At 59.7% G+C, this 16,674-nt stretch carries 12 protein-coding genes and 2 tRNA genes; 12 read left to right on the top strand and 2 right to left on the bottom strand.

Features of this window, described 5'->3' with window-relative positions; all coding sequences use genetic code 11:
* Window positions 1-5: 5 nt before the first annotated feature.
* Window positions 6-1,109: a lipoyl synthase gene (locus tag DCC27_RS02440; protein ID WP_110110051.1), complete on the top strand. Its 1,104-nt coding sequence runs from the start codon at window positions 6-8 to the stop codon at window positions 1,107-1,109.
* A gap of 231 nt (window positions 1,110-1,340) precedes the next feature.
* Here DCC27_RS02440 and DCC27_RS02445 read toward each other — a convergent pair.
* Window positions 1,341-1,414 (bottom strand) — tRNA-Gly (locus DCC27_RS02445).
* A 257-nt stretch (window positions 1,415-1,671) separates the two neighbouring features.
* Between DCC27_RS02445 and DCC27_RS02450 the strand changes: the two genes are divergently transcribed.
* The 6 genes from DCC27_RS02450 to DCC27_RS02475 all read left to right on the top strand — a co-directional run bounded on the left by DCC27_RS02450 (window position 1,672) and on the right by DCC27_RS02475 (window position 7,043).
* A tRNA-Pro gene (locus tag DCC27_RS02450) sits at window positions 1,672-1,745 on the top strand.
* A 66-nt stretch (window positions 1,746-1,811) separates the two neighbouring features.
* Window positions 1,812-3,194: a trigger factor gene (gene tig, locus DCC27_RS02455; protein ID WP_110110052.1), complete on the top strand. Its 1,383-nt coding sequence runs from the start codon at window positions 1,812-1,814 to the stop codon at window positions 3,192-3,194.
* A gap of 203 nt (window positions 3,195-3,397) precedes the next feature.
* Window positions 3,398-4,018: an ATP-dependent Clp protease proteolytic subunit gene (locus DCC27_RS02460; RefSeq protein ID WP_110110053.1), complete on the top strand. Its 621-nt coding sequence runs from the start codon at window positions 3,398-3,400 to the stop codon at window positions 4,016-4,018.
* A gap of 59 nt (window positions 4,019-4,077) precedes the next feature.
* The gene (locus DCC27_RS02465; RefSeq protein ID WP_371682198.1) at window positions 4,078-4,743 is read left to right on the top strand and encodes an ATP-dependent Clp protease proteolytic subunit; all 666 of its coding nucleotides are present in this window, start codon (window positions 4,078-4,080) and stop codon (window positions 4,741-4,743) included.
* 269 nt (window positions 4,744-5,012) lie between these two features.
* The gene (clpX, locus tag DCC27_RS02470) at window positions 5,013-6,323 is read left to right on the top strand and encodes an ATP-dependent Clp protease ATP-binding subunit ClpX (protein ID WP_110099788.1); all 1,311 of its coding nucleotides are present in this window, start codon (window positions 5,013-5,015) and stop codon (window positions 6,321-6,323) included.
* Between the two features lie 117 nt (window positions 6,324-6,440).
* Complete coding sequence (locus DCC27_RS02475; protein WP_110100386.1) at window positions 6,441-7,043, top strand: DsbA family protein; 603 nt, start codon at window positions 6,441-6,443, stop codon at window positions 7,041-7,043.
* A gap of 110 nt (window positions 7,044-7,153) precedes the next feature.
* Here DCC27_RS02475 and valS read toward each other — a convergent pair whose 3' ends face one another.
* Complete coding sequence (valS, locus tag DCC27_RS02480; protein ID WP_110110054.1) at window positions 7,154-9,802, bottom strand: valine--tRNA ligase; 2,649 nt, start codon at window positions 9,800-9,802, stop codon at window positions 7,154-7,156.
* Here valS and DCC27_RS12630 point away from each other — a divergent pair.
* From DCC27_RS12630 to DCC27_RS02500, 5 genes are all read left to right on the top strand, one after another.
* Window positions 9,801-9,926 carry a hypothetical protein gene (locus tag DCC27_RS12630; RefSeq protein ID WP_256372021.1) on the top strand — a complete coding sequence of 42 codons (126 nt, stop codon included), beginning with the start codon at window positions 9,801-9,803 and terminating at the stop codon, window positions 9,924-9,926. The genes valS and DCC27_RS12630 overlap by 2 nt on opposite strands.
* A 4-nt stretch (window positions 9,927-9,930) precedes the next feature.
* Window positions 9,931-10,719 (top strand): SDR family oxidoreductase, encoded by a 789-nt coding sequence (locus DCC27_RS02485; protein WP_246840116.1) that lies wholly within the window; start codon window positions 9,931-9,933, stop codon window positions 10,717-10,719.
* 339 nt (window positions 10,720-11,058) lie between these two features.
* Window positions 11,059-14,484: an isoleucine--tRNA ligase gene (gene ileS / locus DCC27_RS02490; RefSeq protein ID WP_256372022.1), complete on the top strand. Its 3,426-nt coding sequence runs from the start codon at window positions 11,059-11,061 to the stop codon at window positions 14,482-14,484.
* A 6-nt stretch (window positions 14,485-14,490) separates the two neighbouring features.
* Window positions 14,491-16,071: a folylpolyglutamate synthase/dihydrofolate synthase family protein gene (locus tag DCC27_RS02495; RefSeq protein WP_246840117.1), complete on the top strand. Its 1,581-nt coding sequence runs from the start codon at window positions 14,491-14,493 to the stop codon at window positions 16,069-16,071.
* Window positions 16,064-16,591: a DUF4233 domain-containing protein gene (locus DCC27_RS02500; RefSeq protein ID WP_110100387.1), complete on the top strand. Its 528-nt coding sequence runs from the start codon at window positions 16,064-16,066 to the stop codon at window positions 16,589-16,591. Before DCC27_RS02495 ends, DCC27_RS02500 begins: the two co-directional genes overlap by 8 nt.
* Window positions 16,592-16,674 lie beyond the last annotated feature (83 nt).

Below are 16,674 nucleotides of genomic sequence, written 5' to 3' on the forward strand. Positions count from 1 at the left end.
CTGACATGTCGACCTTGCCGAAAGTAGAAGGACGCAAGCTATTGCGCATCGAGGCGCGAAACGCTCAAGTACCTCGCGAGGATCGACCCGACTGGTTGAAAACCCAAGCCACAGTTGGGCCGGGATACCGGAACATGCGTGAGCAAGTCCGCAAGCAGTCTCTGAACACTGTCTGCGCGGAAGCCAACTGCCCCAACATTTACGAGTGCTGGGAAGACCGGGAAGCCTCGTTCTTAATCGGTGGGGCGGTGTGCACTCGCCGGTGTAGCTTCTGCGACATCGCCACCGGTAAGCCGGGGGAGTACGACCAAGATGAGCCCGAACGTGTGGCTGACTCGGTGTCGGAACTCGGGCTACGCTATGTGACGGTGACCGGTGTGGCCCGCGACGACCTCGAAGACGGTGCCGCCTGGCTGTATGCTGAAACCTGCCGTGCCATTCATCGTCGTGGCGAAGGCACCGGGGTGGAGCTGCTGGTCGATGACTTCCGCGGGGGAGACCGCCCGTTGCAGATGGTCTTCGACGCTCAGCCCCAGGTCTTTGCCCACAACATCGAGACTGTTCCGCGGTTGATGAAGATTATTCGTCCCGCCTTTCGGTATGAGAAATCCTTGGGTGCACTCAGTAAAGCTCGCGACGCAGGACTGGTCACCAAATCCAACCTGATTCTCGGCATGGGAGAGACCACCGAAGAAATTGAAGAAACCATTGGCGATCTGGTCGATGCCGGAACCCACATTTTGACCATCACCCAGTACATGCGACCCTCGCCGTTGCACCAGCCGGTGGACCGCTGGGTCAAGCCCCAAGAGTTCCTCCGGTTGCGTGACTTCGCCTACGAGCGTGGTGTCAAGGCCTGCATGTCAGGTCCGTTGGTGCGGTCTTCCTACCGTTCCGGCAAGCTCTACGTGGAGGCCATGAACGCGCTGGGTCGGCAGATCCCGGCCGAGTTTGCTCACCTGAAGGAAGCAGCTGAGGGCTCGACCCGTCAGGAAGCTGCCACTGTGGTGCAACGTCTCAAGGCCCGCGGTGCCGTCGACGACAACCCGGACGAACCGGCTTTGCCGGCACACCAGCCCGGTGACCGCACCCAGTTGCCGGTGGCCTAGACCCGCAACGGACGAGCGAGAGAGAGCGTGCCAATGTTTGGCGCGGGACACCACAGCTTCCGCTCCGATGAGGTGTGGGCGCGATAATTCCTCGCAACTATTGCTAACCGGGTTGCCAACCGTTGCTTATTCAACGGAGGACCAGGGCGAGGAACCCAGGTGAAAAAGGCCTCGAGCCCTCTGTGCGTATACCTCAATGAACTACTGGGGCTGGGCAGATCGAAGCCGTTGTGGAGGGGATGACGGGAATCGAACCCGCACTATCTGCTTGGAAGGCAGAGGCTCTACCATTGAGCTACATCCCCGCAGTGCACATCAGGGTGGTTATCACCACTGCAATGCACAGCGAATTTGAGTGTAGTGCAAAAAAGTGTTCAGTCCAAATTTCCGTTTTGGACGCGAAACAGACTAAGATATCGTGGGTGCCTAGTGGCGTCCAGGCCTGCGTGATGGTTATTCAGTCAACGGTCCTGCGGAGTGATCCACGTGCGGTGAAGGATCGTTTCACCGTCAGGGTGCCACTGTTGTCGGAGCCAACACGGTGTGTTGTGCCCGGGCATTTCGGGACGTAGCTCAGCTTGGTAGAGCGCGCGCTTTGGGAGCGTGAGGTCGCAGGTTCAAATCCTGTCGTCCCGACAGTTTCGGTTCGTCGTTAACCGCTACACAATTCCATTTATCCACGATCGATATCAGGAGTCCTACGTGGTCAAGTCCACAACAGAGAACCTCAGCCCCACTCGGGTCAAGCTGGAGATTGAGGTTCCTTACGAAGAGCTCAAGCCCCGTATTGACGCTGCGTATAAGAGCATTGCCAATCAGGTGCAGATCCCTGGTTTCCGCAAGGGTAAGGTTCCTCCGCGTTTGATCGACCAGCGCTTCGGTCGTGGTCTGGTGATCGAACAGGCCGTCAACGACAACCTGGACTCATTCTTCCAGCAGGGTCTGCGCGAGGCTGAGGTCGTGCCACTGTCTCGCCCCGAGGTGGATATCCAGGCCGTTCCCGGAGCTGAGGGCGATGACGAAGCGCCCTTGAAGTTTACCGCTGAAATGGACATTCGGCCCAAGGTTGAGTTGCCAGACTATAAGGGCCTGAAGGTCACCGTTGACCCGGCTGAGCCCAGCACAGACGATGAGCAAAAGGCTCTGGACGACCTGCGTGCACGGTTTGCCACCCTGAAAGACATCGATCGCCCGGCAGGGCAGGACGATTTCGTGACGATCTCTTTGACCGCCAGCATTGACGGTGAAACGGTTGATGAGGCCGAAGACCTGTCCTACCAGATCGGTTCTGGCACCATGCTCGAGGGGATGGACGAGGCACTCGACGGTCTATCAGCCGGAGAAGACGCCGTGTTCGAGACCACCCTGGCCGGCGGCGAGCACTCCGGTGAGGCTGCCACCGTCAAGGTGGTGCTTAACGCCGTCAAGGAGCGCGAGTTGCCTGAGGCCGACGATGACTTCGCACAGCTGGCCTCCGAGTTTGATACTCTCGATGAACTCAAGGAAGATCTCAAGAAGCAGGCTGCTGATGAAGCCGTGACCAACCAGGGGATTGAAGCCCGCGACAAGGTCCTGGAGGAACTGCTGAAGCTGGTCGAGGTGCCCGTGCCCGAGTCGGTCATTACCGAACAGCTGGAACAGCACTTCAACGATGGCGGTCACTCTGCCGGAGATGACCATGACACGGAGGAGCACCGCGAAGAAGTCGAGAACAACTTCCGCGAAGCCTTCGTCAACGAGATCGTGCTCGATGAGGTCGCCGATCAGGAAGAAATCGGCGTCGAACAGGCTGAGCTGATCGAATACATTATCACCACCGCTCAGCAGTACGGCATGGACCCCAACCAGTTCGCGCAGATGCTGGATCAGGGCAACCAGGTGCCGATGATCATGGGTGAGGTGCGTCGTCGCAAGGCTCTGGCCAAGGTCCTCGAATACGCCGAGGTGACCGACACCAATGGCAACGCCGTGGACCTGTCGTCCTTCGTTAAGCCACAGGACGACGACGCGGACGAGGTCGCTGAGCCCACCGAAGAGGACGAAACAAGCGAATCCACCGAGGAAGCCGACGGCGAGCAGAAATAAAACTCAGCCATACTGAACGGGCCCGTTGAGGAGCAGAATTGCTCCCCGGCGGGCCCGTGGCATGTGACGGACTCGTGCCAACAGCGAAATACCGTGTGCTGTGGCCCCAGAACGAGCCGATCATCAGTAGTGTTTTTCCCGAAGATGATTCAACCAGGCTGCCGTGGAGGTAGCTGTCAGCATTGAAGGAAGGTAGGACGTCCATGACAGATTCGTCCCCCGCACCACGGATGGCCACTGTCGATCCGGCCGAACGTGAAGACTACATCTACAACCGTTTGCTGAAAGAGCGCATCATCTGGTTGGGGTCTGAAGTTCGCGATGACAACGCCAACGCAATCTGCTCGCAAATGCTGTTGCTCTCCGCAGAGGATCCCCGGAGCGACATCTACCTCTACATTAACTCCCCGGGTGGCTCGGTGACGGCCGGGATGGCCATCTACGACACCATGCAGTACATTCCCAACGACGTGGTGACTGTAGCAACCGGTTTGGCTGCGTCCATGGGACAGTTCCTGCTCTCTTCCGGGACCAAGGGCAAGCGCTACGCCACCCCCCACGCCCGCATTCTGATGCACCAACCCTCCGGCGGTATTGGTGGTACCGAGTCTGACATCCGCATTCAGGCCCAGCTGATCATGCACATGAAGAAAGTCATGGCCGAGCTGACCGCAGAACAGACCGGCCAGAGCGTGGAACGGATCCTCAAGGATAATGAACGCGACATGTGGTTTACCGCCGAGGAGGGCCTGGAATACGGTTTCTTCGACCACATCGCCGAACGTGCCGGTTCCGTATCCGGTGGTGGCGGCGTCGAGCAGTAACGATTCTGGTGGCACCACCACACTCAGCGGACTAACCACATCTTTTCAGGAGCTCTTCGATGACACAGCAGAAACACTCTGGCCAGGACATGCCCGCCGCGCAGGCGACGATGATGCCTTCGGCGCGCTACGTTCTCCCGCAATTTGAGGAACGCACTCCCTACGGTTTCAAACGACAGGACCCGTACGCTCGGTTGTTTGAGGACCGGATTATCTTCCTGGGAACCCAGGTCGATGACGCCTCCGCCGATGACATCATGGCTCAGCTTTTGGTGCTAGAAGCCATGGATTCGGAACGTGACATCACCCTGTACATCAACTCCCCGGGTGGATCCTTCACCGCGATGACAGCGATCTACGACACCCTCCAGTTCATCCGCCCCGAGGTCCAGACCGTGTGCCTGGGACAGGCAGCCTCGGCTGCCGCTGTCTTGCTGGCCGCCGGCACTCCGGGCAAGCGCCTGGCGCTTCCCAACGCGCGCGTGCTGATCCACCAGCCATCCATGGGCGGTGACCGTGGTACGGCAACGGATCTACAGATTCACGCTGACGAATTGTTGCGGATTCGTACCTGGATGGAAGAAGTCCTCGCCCAGCACACCAACCGTAGCGTCGATCAGGTTCGCGCTGATATTGACCGCGATAAGTTCTTGTCCTCCGAAGAGGCCAAAGAATACGGTCTCGTCGACGAGGTGCTGGAGTCGCGCAAGATCAAACGTAGCTAAGCCTGACTGTTCTGTCTCGGGCGAGCTGATGACAGCGCGCCTGACAGTAGCACCGGTGGGGTGGACACTCTGCGATGAGATGTTCACGCCACCGGTGCCTTTCTGTGTGGTTATCCCCAGCGTGGAGACGAGATTTCCATCGCGGGGGATGTTCGGGGTAATTTTGGGCGGGAGATCCCCTGAGCGAGCAAGGCACACGGGTGTAACGGGGCAGAAAAGTTCCGGCCAGCTACTATGCTTGGATCGAAACAAAGTTGTGAGGAGTCACCTTGGCACGAATCGGAGAAAGTGCGGACCTGCTGAAATGTTCCTTCTGTGGCAAATCCCAGAAGCAGGTTCGTAAGCTCATCGCCGGTCCCGGCGTCTACATCTGTGATGAGTGCATTGAACTGTGCAACGAAATCATTGAGGAAGAACTCACCGAAGTTGCCGAGACCAACGACGTCGACTTGCCGACTCCTCGCGAGATTTTCGACCACTTGGACCAGTACGTCATTGGCCAGCAACGAGCCAAAAAAGCCTTGTCAGTCGCGGTCTACAACCATTACAAACGTGTCCGGGGCAATGACACCATCCGCCAGGCTGTTACCGACACGTTCGGAGATGACTCGATTCTAGATGCGCTGGCCGATGTGGAGGTCGGAAAATCGAATATCCTCTTGGTCGGCCCTACCGGTTCGGGCAAAACCTACTTGGCACAGACCCTGGCCAAGAAACTCGACGTGCCGTTTATCGTCGCGGACGCAACCGCACTGACCGAAGCCGGCTACGTGGGCGAAGATGTCGAGAACATTCTGCTTAAGCTGATTCAGGCCGCAGATTTTGACGTCAAGAAGGCCGAACAGGGCATTATCTATATTGACGAGATCGATAAGATCTCACGGAAATCCGAGAATCCTTCGATTACCCGCGACGTCTCCGGTGAAGGGGTGCAACAGGCCCTGCTGAAGATCCTGGAGGGCACCGTTGCCTCGGTGCCGCCACAGGGCGGTCGCAAGCACCCGCATCAGGAATTCCTGCAAATTGATACCTCGAATGTCCTGTTCATTGTGGCCGGTGCATTTGCCGGACTCGATGGCATTATCGAGTCCCGGGCTGGACGTAAGGGGATCGGCTTCGGCGCAGCCTTGTCGAGTTTCGGTGAAGGGGAGTTGCCCTCCTACTCTGATGTGCGTCCTGAAGATCTGCTGAAATTTGGTTTGATTCCTGAATTCATTGGGCGCCTGCCGGTCATTACCGCAGTAGACCCACTGGATCGGGAGGCACTCATTCGGGTGCTGACCGAGCCGAGGAACGCTGTGCTGAAGCAGTACCAAAAGATGTTTGCGTTAGATGGTGTCGAGCTTGAATTTGACCAGTCCGCTCTTGATGCTGTCGTGGACCAGGCAGAAGAACGAGGTGCAGGAGCCCGTGGTCTACGCTCCATTCTGGAAAACGTGCTACAGCCGGTGATGTTTGATCTGCCCTCACGAAACGACATTGCCTCGGTGACGATCACCGGCGACGTCGTGCGAGGTGAGGCCGAACCGCTGATGGTCACTCGCGAGGTGACCCACAAACGGCGCACCAAATCGGCCTAATTTTACGTTTTTGACCGGTATCGGAACTGTACGGAATAAATCCGCGAAGCGTGTCGCTATGCCCAACAGACTGCATTGCAGTAGATTCCGGAACCCGACAGAAGGAGATACGCTCCGATGGCCGAAAATAACGTCGTCAATTTCTGGTTTGACCCGATCTGCCCCTTCGCCTGGGTGACCTCGCGCTGGATCCGTGAAGTCGAGCAGGTCCGCGATATCACCCTCGACTGGCATGTGATGTCGCTGGGCATCCTCAATGATGCCGAGGGCAAAGAGAAAGACCCCAACGTGTGGTTGCCTGCCCGGGCCGCTGTCGCCGTCGAACAACGTCTGGGGCATGATCGTTTAGGCGAGTTCTACACTGCAGTGGGCACCCAGATTCACAACAATGACGTCTCTGATCGCGAGGCAGCCGTCCGGACCGCTCTGGAGGAGATCGGAGCCAGCGAACAGGCCGATCAGGTCATCGCTGATGCACGGACCGACGTGAACGACAAGGCACTGGCCAGCTCCCACCAGCAGGCAATTGATTTGGTCGGTAACGAGGTCGGCACTCCGGTGGTGCAGTTCGGTGACACTGCCTTCTTCGGCCCGGTGCTGTCCAAGATTCCGCGCGGTGAAGAAGCCGGCAAGATCTTTGATGGTGCTGTAGCACTGGCGGGCTACCCCTACTTCTATGAGCTCAAGCGCAGTCGCGACTCCACACCACGCTTCGACTAATCTGCGCTGAGACACAAACGGCGGGGTGGCCACTGTCTTGGTGGCCACCCCCGCCGTTTGTGGTCGCACCGGGACTAACTAATCCGGTCTCGACCACTCGGGGCAGGAGCTTAGCTCTCGGACTCCACGAGCTCGGTGTTGATCACGGAGATATCGTGTTCTTCATCGGTATTCGTGAGGTCGGTGAACTCCAGGTGCTGGATGCGCCCGGCAGCGTACAGGTCGTCTTGGGCCTGCCGGATTTGGTCAGCACGCGCGGAGGTCGCCTGAATAGTGGCGGTTGAGATCTCGGTGCGTTGCGACACCTTCGCATCGGACTTGGCCTTACGAACCCCGGACAGGGCACGTGCCACGGCGGTGAGCACCTCGGAATCGCTGTCACGGCCAACGGCGACAATACCGGCAGATTCGCCCTTACGCCCCGGCCACGGTGCTGAGTGTACTGAGCCCTGTTGCCACCAGCTCCAGGTCTCATCGGTAGCGAAGGGCTGGAAGGGTGCCAACAATCGTTGCAGTGCGTCCAGTGCGGTGGCCAGGGTGACCACGGCAGAGCGTTGCTGGTCGTCGCCCCGCCCGCCATAGGCGCGGTCCTTGACCAGCTCGACGTAGTTGTCGGTGAAGTTCCAGAAGAAGGTCTCCACAACGGTCAATGCCCGGGCGTAGTCATAGCGCTCAAAGCCAACAGTGGCTTGCTGGATAGTGTCGGACAGCTGGGCCAGCAATGACCGGTCCAGCGGATGGGTGATCTGTGCGGCCTGGTCAGCTGTGGTCGCAATCCAGGAGCGGTTGGCCCCCAGTTGCAACACGAACTTGGTGGCGTTGAGTAGCTTGATCGCCAGACGACGGCCAATCTTCATCTGATTGACCTCATAGGCGGTGTCGGCGCCCAGCTTGGCTGACGCCGCCCAATACCGAACCGCGTCCGCCCCGAATTTGTCCAGGATATCCATCGGCACCACAACGTTGCCCTTGGACTTTGACATCTTCTTCCGGTCCGGGTCGAGAATCCAGCCAGACAGGGCAGTGTGCTGCCACGGCACGGAATCGTGGAGCGCATCGGCCCGCACCACCGTGGAGAACAGCCAGGTTCGAATAATGTCGTGGCCCTGCGGACGCAGATCGAAAGGAAAGACCTTGGCGAATAGCTCATCATTGGTCGACCATTCGCCAATAATCTGTGGAGTCAGTGACGAGGTCGCCCAGGTGTCCAGCACGTCCGGATCACCAGTGAACCCGCCGGGCCGATCGCGTTGCTCAGCAGTGTAGCCGGCGGGAACATCCTGCAACGGATCAACCGGGAGCTGGGCGTCCTCCGGAATCAGCGGGGACTCATAGTTGGGCTCACCCTGGTCATCCAGCCGGTACCAGATCGGTACCGGGACCCCAAAAAACCGCTGCCGGGAGACCAGCCAGTCACCGTTGAGGTTCTCCACCCAGTTGGTGTAGCGAGACTGCATGAATTCTGGGTGCCACTGCAACTGGTCACCGCGGGCAATCAGTGCATCCCGGCGGTCGGTGTCCCGGCCACCATTGCGCAAATACCACTGACGAGAGGTGACAATCTCCAAGGGCTTTTCGCCCTTTTCGTAGAAGTTCACCGCGTGCATGATCTTTTTCGGCTGTCCATCGAGCAAATCATGTTCTTGTAGCATCTCGACGACGGCTTTCTTGGCGGAGAACACGGTCTTGCCGGCCAGCCGCTCATAGTTAGCACGACCGAACTCGGAGGTGATCCATTCCGGGGTCTCGGACTGGAATCGGCCGTCACGACCGATCACCGTGCGGGTATCCAGCTCTAGCTCACGCCACCAGGTCACGTCGGTGAGGTCACCGAAGGTACAGATCATCGCGATACCCGACCCCTTATCCGGCTGAGCCAGCGGGTGGGCCTTGACCTCGACGGGAACCTCAAACAGTGGGGACGTCACGGTGGTGCCGAAGTAGGGCTTGTACCGTTCATCGTCGGGATGAGCCACCAACGCGGTACAAGCCGGTAGCAGTTCGGGGCGGGTGGTTTCAATAAAGATCTTCTCACCCTGCTCGGTGGTGAAAGCGTACCGGTGGTAGGCGCCTTCCATCTCGCGGTCTTCCAGCTCGGCCTGGGCGACCGCGGTGCGGAAGGTGACGTCCCACAGCGTGGGAGCCTCGGCCATATAGGCATCGCCATCGGCGAGGTTCTGCAGGAAGGCCCGCTGGGAGACTTCCCGGCAGTGGTCATCGATAGTGCGGTAGGACAGATTCCAATCCACCGACAGGCCCAGACGGGTGAACAGATCCTCGTAGACCTTCTCGTCGTCGGTGGACAACTCCAGACACAGCTCGATGAAGTTTTGGCGGGAGATCACATCCCAGTCGCGCTGGTTCTTTGCCGGCTTGTCCGGTGGACGATAATCGGGGTCATACGGCGTGGCCGGGTCGGTGCGTACTCCGTAGTAGTTCTGCACGCGACGCTCGGTGGGCAAACCGTTGTCGTCCCAGCCCATCGGGTAGAACACGTTCTTCCCATTCATCCGCTGATAGCGGGCCAACACGTCGGTCTGGGTATAGGAGAATACGTGACCGACGTGCAACGACCCCGAAGCGGTCGGTGGGGGAGTATCGATGGAGTAGACCTGGTCACGATCCGTGTCAGGGTCGAAGACATAGACCCGGTCGGCTTCCCACCGGGCGGTAAATTTCTCTTCGAGCCCTTCGAGGCCTGGACGATCAGGGATGGTGTTGTTTTTGGGCGAGTTCGAGCCCTGAAGATCTTCTGCCATGCCACATATTCTTTCACAGACCACCACTCCGACAGCACGTGCTGAGCAGTATGTCCCAGACCTGACGGTCCAGGTGGGCACCCGTTGCGTTACCTCCCGGGGCCGCATCAGCCGGGTACTGTAAAGCTATGACCTCAGAGATGACGGATTTTCACGCAACCCGTTCGGCCGTGGTCACCGGAGCCTCCTCCGGTATCGGCCACGCCACCGCGCTTCAGCTCTCCGACCAAGGCTGGAAGGTATTCGCCGGAGCACGTCGCCTCGACCGGCTTGAAGAGCTGGCGGCACAAGTCGCCCAACCCACCGGGGAAATTATTCCCCTAGAACTAGACGTCACCGACCAAGACTCGGTGGACCGCTTCGTTGTGGCCGTGACCGAAGCCGGAGGAGTCGACACGGTGATCAACATCGCCGGCGGGGCGCACGGCACCGACCCCATTGCCCAGAGCAAAGACGAGGACTGGGACTGGATGTTGCAGACCAACGTCATGGGGACGTTGCGCGTGATCCGGGGCTTCCTTCCGATGCTCCGAGAATCCGGTGCCGGCACCGTGCTGAATCTGACCTCCACAGCCGGCATCGTCGCCTATGAGGGCGGGGCCGGTTACAACGCTGCCAAATTCGGCGAACACGCGCTCACCGCCGCACTACGGCTTGAGGAAGCCGAACATAATCTACGGGTGGTTGAAGTGCTCCCCGGCCTGGTCAAGACCGATGAGTTCGCTCTCAACCGCATGGGCGGAGATGCCGACGCCGCCGCAAAAGTCTATGAAGGTGTCGCCGAGCCGCTCACCGCAGAAGATGTCGCTGAGGTGTGCGTGTACGCCGTCACCTTGCCACACCACATCAACCTCGACCAGATCGTGATGCGACCGGTTAAACAAGCCGCCCAACACAAGCTGATTCGAGACGCCTGAGCGACCTCGGGTTAATTCGATTTTGCCCAGCACGTGGTTTAGGATGAACCCAGAATAACCGCATACTTCACCAGCGATGACCCGGCAATCACCGGCGAGCTTCCGGAAGAACAGTCCTCGTGTCACTGGCATCAACATTGAGGCGAGTACCTAGTAGAACCGGACGGGTCAGCCCGTTACAGCGTTGCGATGAGCGATCTGAGCTTCAACTCAGATAAGCAGGGTGGTACCGCGTACACCGCTGTGGCTAGCCAGGGTGCGCCACAGGTTGTGCGTCCTTGCACACCAGAGATTCACACCGACCCGTGATTGATCGTCAGCAAGGAAGGTAACTCCACCGTGTACCCTCAGGCCAGCTCAGATTCTGAGTCCGTGCGCAACGGCTCCACTCCGTCATCGCCGAATATGCCCGCCATTGAGGAGGCCATTCTGGCGTACTGGGAATCCGATGGCACCTTCCAAGCCTCCATTGACCAACGTCCGGCCATCGCTGAGGACGGAACCAATAATGAGTTCGTTTTCTACGACGGGCCACCCTTCGCCAACGGCCTGCCTCACTACGGCCACCTGCTCACCGGGTACGTCAAAGACCTTGTGGCCCGTTACCAAACCCAGCAGGGTAAGCGCGTCGAGCGTCGGTTCGGCTGGGATACCCATGGCTTGCCCGCCGAGCTGGAAGCCATGAAGCAGCTGGGCATGACCGATAAGGCCGAAATTGAGGCCATGGGTATCGATAAGTTCAACGACGCCTGCCGGTCTTCGGTGCTCAAATACACCGAAGAGTGGAAAAACTACGTCAATCGGCAGGGGCGCTGGGTCGATTTCGATAACGACTACAAGACACTGTATCCCTCCTACATGGAATCGGTGCTGTGGGCGTTCAAAGACCTGTCCGAGAAAGGGCTCACCTACCGTGGCTTCCGCGTTCTGCCCTACTGCTGGAAAGATGAAACTCCGCTGTCCAACCACGAGTTGCGTATGGACGATGACGTCTACCAGCAACGTCAAGATCCCTCAGTGACGGTAACCTTCCGACTCACCGGCGGGATCGACGATCACCTGCTGGATGCCTCGTACATCGCCAGCTCACAAACCGCCCAGGACCTGGCCGGGGTGCGCGTGCTGGCCTGGACGACCACGCCGTGGACGCTACCCACCAATGGGTCGCTGGCGGTGGGACCGGAGGTCTCCTACGTGGTGGTACCCCGTGGCCCAAAGGCCACTACGGTGGACTCGCTGGACGGTGAACGTTTCCTGCTGGCCACAGAACGGCTGGCCGCCTATGCCACCGATCTAGGCTATGAGTCCGTGGAAGCTGCCACCGAAGCGATCACCGCCACCTATGCCGGAACGGACCTGGGCGGATTGACCTACCAGCCGATTTTCACCTACTTCTCCGAAGACGAGAAGTGGGGCAACCAGCACGCCTTCCGCATGCTGGTTGCTGACTACGTCTCCACTGACGACGGTACCGGTGTGGTCCACCAGTCATCTGCCTATGGTGAAGACGACCAGACGATCAATGAAGCCCACGACATCCCCGTGGTGCTCTCCGTCGATGAGGGCGCGAAATTCCTGCCACTGTTCGGCGATGAGTCCCTGGGCGAGGGCAAGCTCAAAGACATTGCTGGGTTGCAGGTGTTTGAGGCCAACCGTCCGATTATTCGCTCGTTGCGCGCTGCCGGCGAGCTGGTGAAAGAAGCCTCTTATGAACACTCCTACCCGCACTGCTGGCGGTGCCGGACCCCACTGATCTACCGGGCGATCACCTCCTGGTACGTGAAAGTTACCGAGTTCAAAGACTCGATGCTGGAACTGAACCAGCAGATCAACTGGATTCCCGATAACGTCAAGGACGGCCAGTTTGGTAAATGGCTGGAAAACGCCCGCGACTGGTCGATTTCGCGCAACCGGTACTGGGGCTCCCCGATCCCGGTGTGGGAATCCGATGACCCCAACTACCCGCGCCAAGAAATCTACGGTTCCCTAGCTGAACTCGAAGAAGCCTTCGGCGAACTACCCCGCAATGCCCACGGCGAGGTGGATCTGCACCGGCCCTGGATTGATCAGCTGGTCCGCCCCAACCCGGATGACCCCACCGGCACGTCGATGATGCGTCGCGTCCCCGATGTGCTCGATGTGTGGTTCGACTCTGGGTCGATGCCCTATGCCCAGGTGCATTATCCCATGGAGCACAAGGACTGGTTCGACACCCACAACCCGGCCGACTTCATCGTGGAATACATCGGCCAAACCCGTGGCTGGTTCTACACCATGCACGTGCTAGCCACCGCCCTGTTCCACCGCCCGGCGTTCAAAAACGTGATCTCCCACGGTATTGTGCTGGGCTCGGACGGGCAGAAGATGTCCAAGTCGCTACGCAACTACCCGGACGTCTCCGACGTGCTGGACCGGGACGGCTCGGATGCGATGCGCTGGTTCCTGATGGCCTCGCCCATTCTGCGCGGTGGCACCCTGATCGTCAGCGAAGACGGCATTCGCGAAGCCGCCCGACAGGTGCTCCTTCCGGCCTGGAACGTGTGGCACTTCTTCACGCTCTACGCCAATTCTGCCACCGCCGGTGGCACCCGACCGCAGGGATATCGGGCCCAGTACCGTTATGAGGCCACCGACCCGCTGGACCGCTACATTCTGGCCACCACCGGCACCATGATCACCCAGGTCAAAGAGCACATGGACCACTACCACGTGCCCCAGGCGACCGAGGAACTGCGCCGGTACATGGACACCATGACCAACTGGTATATTCGTCGCTCCCGGCAGCGGTTCTTCGATGAGAATGAAGAATCCCTGGACGTGTTGTTCACGTGCCTGGAAGCCTTCTGCCGGGTGGCAGCACCGTTGTTGCCGATGGTGACCGAGGAAATCTGGCGGGGTCTGACCGGGGGACGTTCGGTGCACTTGACCGACTACCCGGACGCCAGCCTGTTCCCGCAAGGCGAGGATGCCGAGGCCGTCCAGCACAGCATGAACCTGGCCCGGGAGATTTCCTCGGCCGGTTCTGCGCTGCGTAAGGGTGCGGGCCGGCGCGTCCGCTTGCCGCTGCGCAAGCTCTCGGTGGTCATTGAAAATGCCGGACGCGTTGATCAGACCGTCTCCGAGATCATCTCCGATGAGCTCAACATCAACACCATTGACGTCAAAGACACCAGTGAAGCCTCAGCCACCGACTTCGGCATCACCCAGCAACTTGTCGTCAACGCCCGGGCCGCCGGTCCGCGCTTAGGCAAGCAGGTCCAACAGGTGATCAAAGCCTCCAAGGCTGGGGATTGGTCGGTCGCCGACGGCGTGGTCACCGCCGGCGGTGTCGAGCTGGTCGAGGGCGAATACGAGCTCGCGACCACCGTGGATCAGTCCGAAGGGTCCGACGAGACTGCGGTGGCAGTGATCTCCGACGGGTTCCTAGTGTTGGACACCAGTGTCGATGACGAGTTGGCCGCCGAAGGCTCGGCCCGCGACGTGATCCGCGCGGTCCAGGCAGCACGTCGTGAAGCCGGTCTGGACGTCTCCGACCGGATTCGGACCGAGATCACCGGGACCACCGGACTGATCACAGCCATTGACGCCCACCGGGAGCTGATCAGCCAAGAGACGCTGACCACGCAGCTGGAGCTTGTGGCGGATGAAAACCGGGACGACCCGCGTGGCTCGATGGCCGATGACGCCTCCAAGCTGGTCAGTGTTAGCGTAGAGGTGGTTTCGTCGGCTTCCACCGATTCCCTCGCATCAATCCAGAAAGCGTAGTGCCTCGTGTCAGAGCTGTCACCAGATCCCCAGACCGGGCCCCAGAGCCTGGAGGAGCTCTATGGCGATCTGCTCGCCCGCGCCCCAGAAAACAAGATGGAGCCACGGATGGAGCCGATGTATCGTGCCATGGATTTGCTTGGGGATCCCCAACACTGCGCACCGGTCATTCATCTGACCGGTACCAATGGCAAAACCTCCACCGCGCGCATGATCGAGACCATGCTCAACAGCTACGGGCTCTCCACCGGGCGCTATACCTCACCGCACCTGGTGAAATTCACCGAACGGATGACGTTGAACTCCGAGCCGGTCGATGATGAGACCGTGCTACGAGTGTGGTCGGAGATCCTGCCGGTCGTGCGCTTGGTGGATCAGGAGCTGCTGGTTGAGGACGAGACGCCACTGACCTATTTTGAAGCCATGACCGTGCTGGCGTTCGCGATTTTCGCTGACGCGCCGGTCGACGTGATGGTGCTTGAGGTGGGACTCGGGGGGATCACCGATGCCACCAACGTTGCCGATGCCCAAGTTTCCGTGATCACTCCCATTTCCCTGGATCATACCGACCTGCTGGGCGAGACCGTCGAAGAGATTGCCGAGGAGAAGGCCGGGATTATCAAACCCGACGGGTACGTCGTCTCCGCTGCGCAGGAACCGGCGGCTGCCCAGGTGCTCCTGGATAAGGCGCGCGAGGTTGGTGCCAGCTTCGCGTTTGAAAACCTGGAATTTGGGGTCACCGACCGCCGGGTGGCGGTCGGCGGGCAGCAAGTCTCGGTGCAGGGACTCAGCGGTACATACCCCGAGCTGTTCCTGCCACTCCACGGCCCCCATCAGGCAGAAAATCTCGCGGTAGCCATCGTAGCGATGGAAGCCTTCCTCGGCCACGGCGGTCACACCTTGAACCAGGAGCTACTGCAACAGGGGCTACTGCAGGTCACCAGCCCGGGACGGCTGGAAGTGCTTCGTACCAACCCAACCTTGGTGATTGACGCGGCGCATAACCCAGCCGGTATGGAAGCCACCGCCGTCAGTGTCACAGAGGCCTTCAACTTCACCAAGCTGGCGCTGGTCGTTGGCATTCTGGAAGAAAAGGATGCCCGCGGCGTGTTAGCCAGTCTCTATGACGCTTTTGGGGACACGGTCGAGCACGTGGCCCTGACAGCCTCTGCCTCACCACGCGCCATTGATCCCGACACTCTGGTGGAATACGCCCTGGATGCCGGATGGGATGCCGACACGCTACATCCCGAACCGGCCCCGACCGATGCGATTCGATGGGCCGTCGAAGCCGTGGTGGACGAGGATGAAGAACTGCACGAATCCGGCACCGCCAACATTACTGATGGCACCGGTGGCCCCGGTGTATTGGTCACCGGGTCAATCACTTTGGTAGGCCAAGTCCGTGGCCTGCTCGGCCCCGGGCAGACCGAGACCACCGATACCGCAGCCGCCCACGCGGCGGCAGCAGCCGCGGTGGTCGAAGATCACGACGACCTGGCAGCCTTCTTCGCCACCGAGGAAGACGACACGGATGACGACGTGGACCGTGGTGGCCACGGTCAGCAGGGTGATACCGATGACTGATCAACACCAACCATCAGAACCGCCCACCGGAACCACCGGCCGAGAGTCCTGGCGGCCCCAGCGCGAAACACAACGCCAAAAAGACTGGCGCCCGGGCCAACCACAGAAACGCCGTTCCCTGCGGGTGATGTTCTGCGCTTCGCTACTGGGCCTGGAATCCCTGGTACTGGTTTTCTACGGCATGACCGTGTTGAACCTCAACCGCGAGGAACCCTGGGCGGTCCCGGTCTTCTGGGCCTCGATCGCCCTGGCTGTACTGGCACTGGTCACCACGAGACTGCTCACTAAGCCCCTGGGATACTGGATCGGGTGGGGGATCCAAGTGCTGTTTGTACTGGGGGGATTTCTCGAATACTTTGCCTTGATCTTGGGAGCCGGATTCCTGGCTGCCTGGTGGTGGGCCGTGGTCCGGGGAGGGCAGATGGATGAAGAGAACATCGTCCGCGACCGACAGCAACGCGCATGGGAGATTGCCCACGGGTACCGTTGTGCTACCGACCATCCCGACACAAAGAGCTAACCGGCCCACCAGACCGCTTCGGTATACTCTCAGCTAGATACCGTCACCGGTCACCGACCCACAACAGCAAGACGACAGAAAGA

Source organism: Auritidibacter sp. NML130574 (genome assembly GCF_003185725.2).
Classification (GTDB): domain Bacteria; phylum Actinomycetota; class Actinomycetes; order Actinomycetales; family Micrococcaceae; genus Auritidibacter; species Auritidibacter ignavus.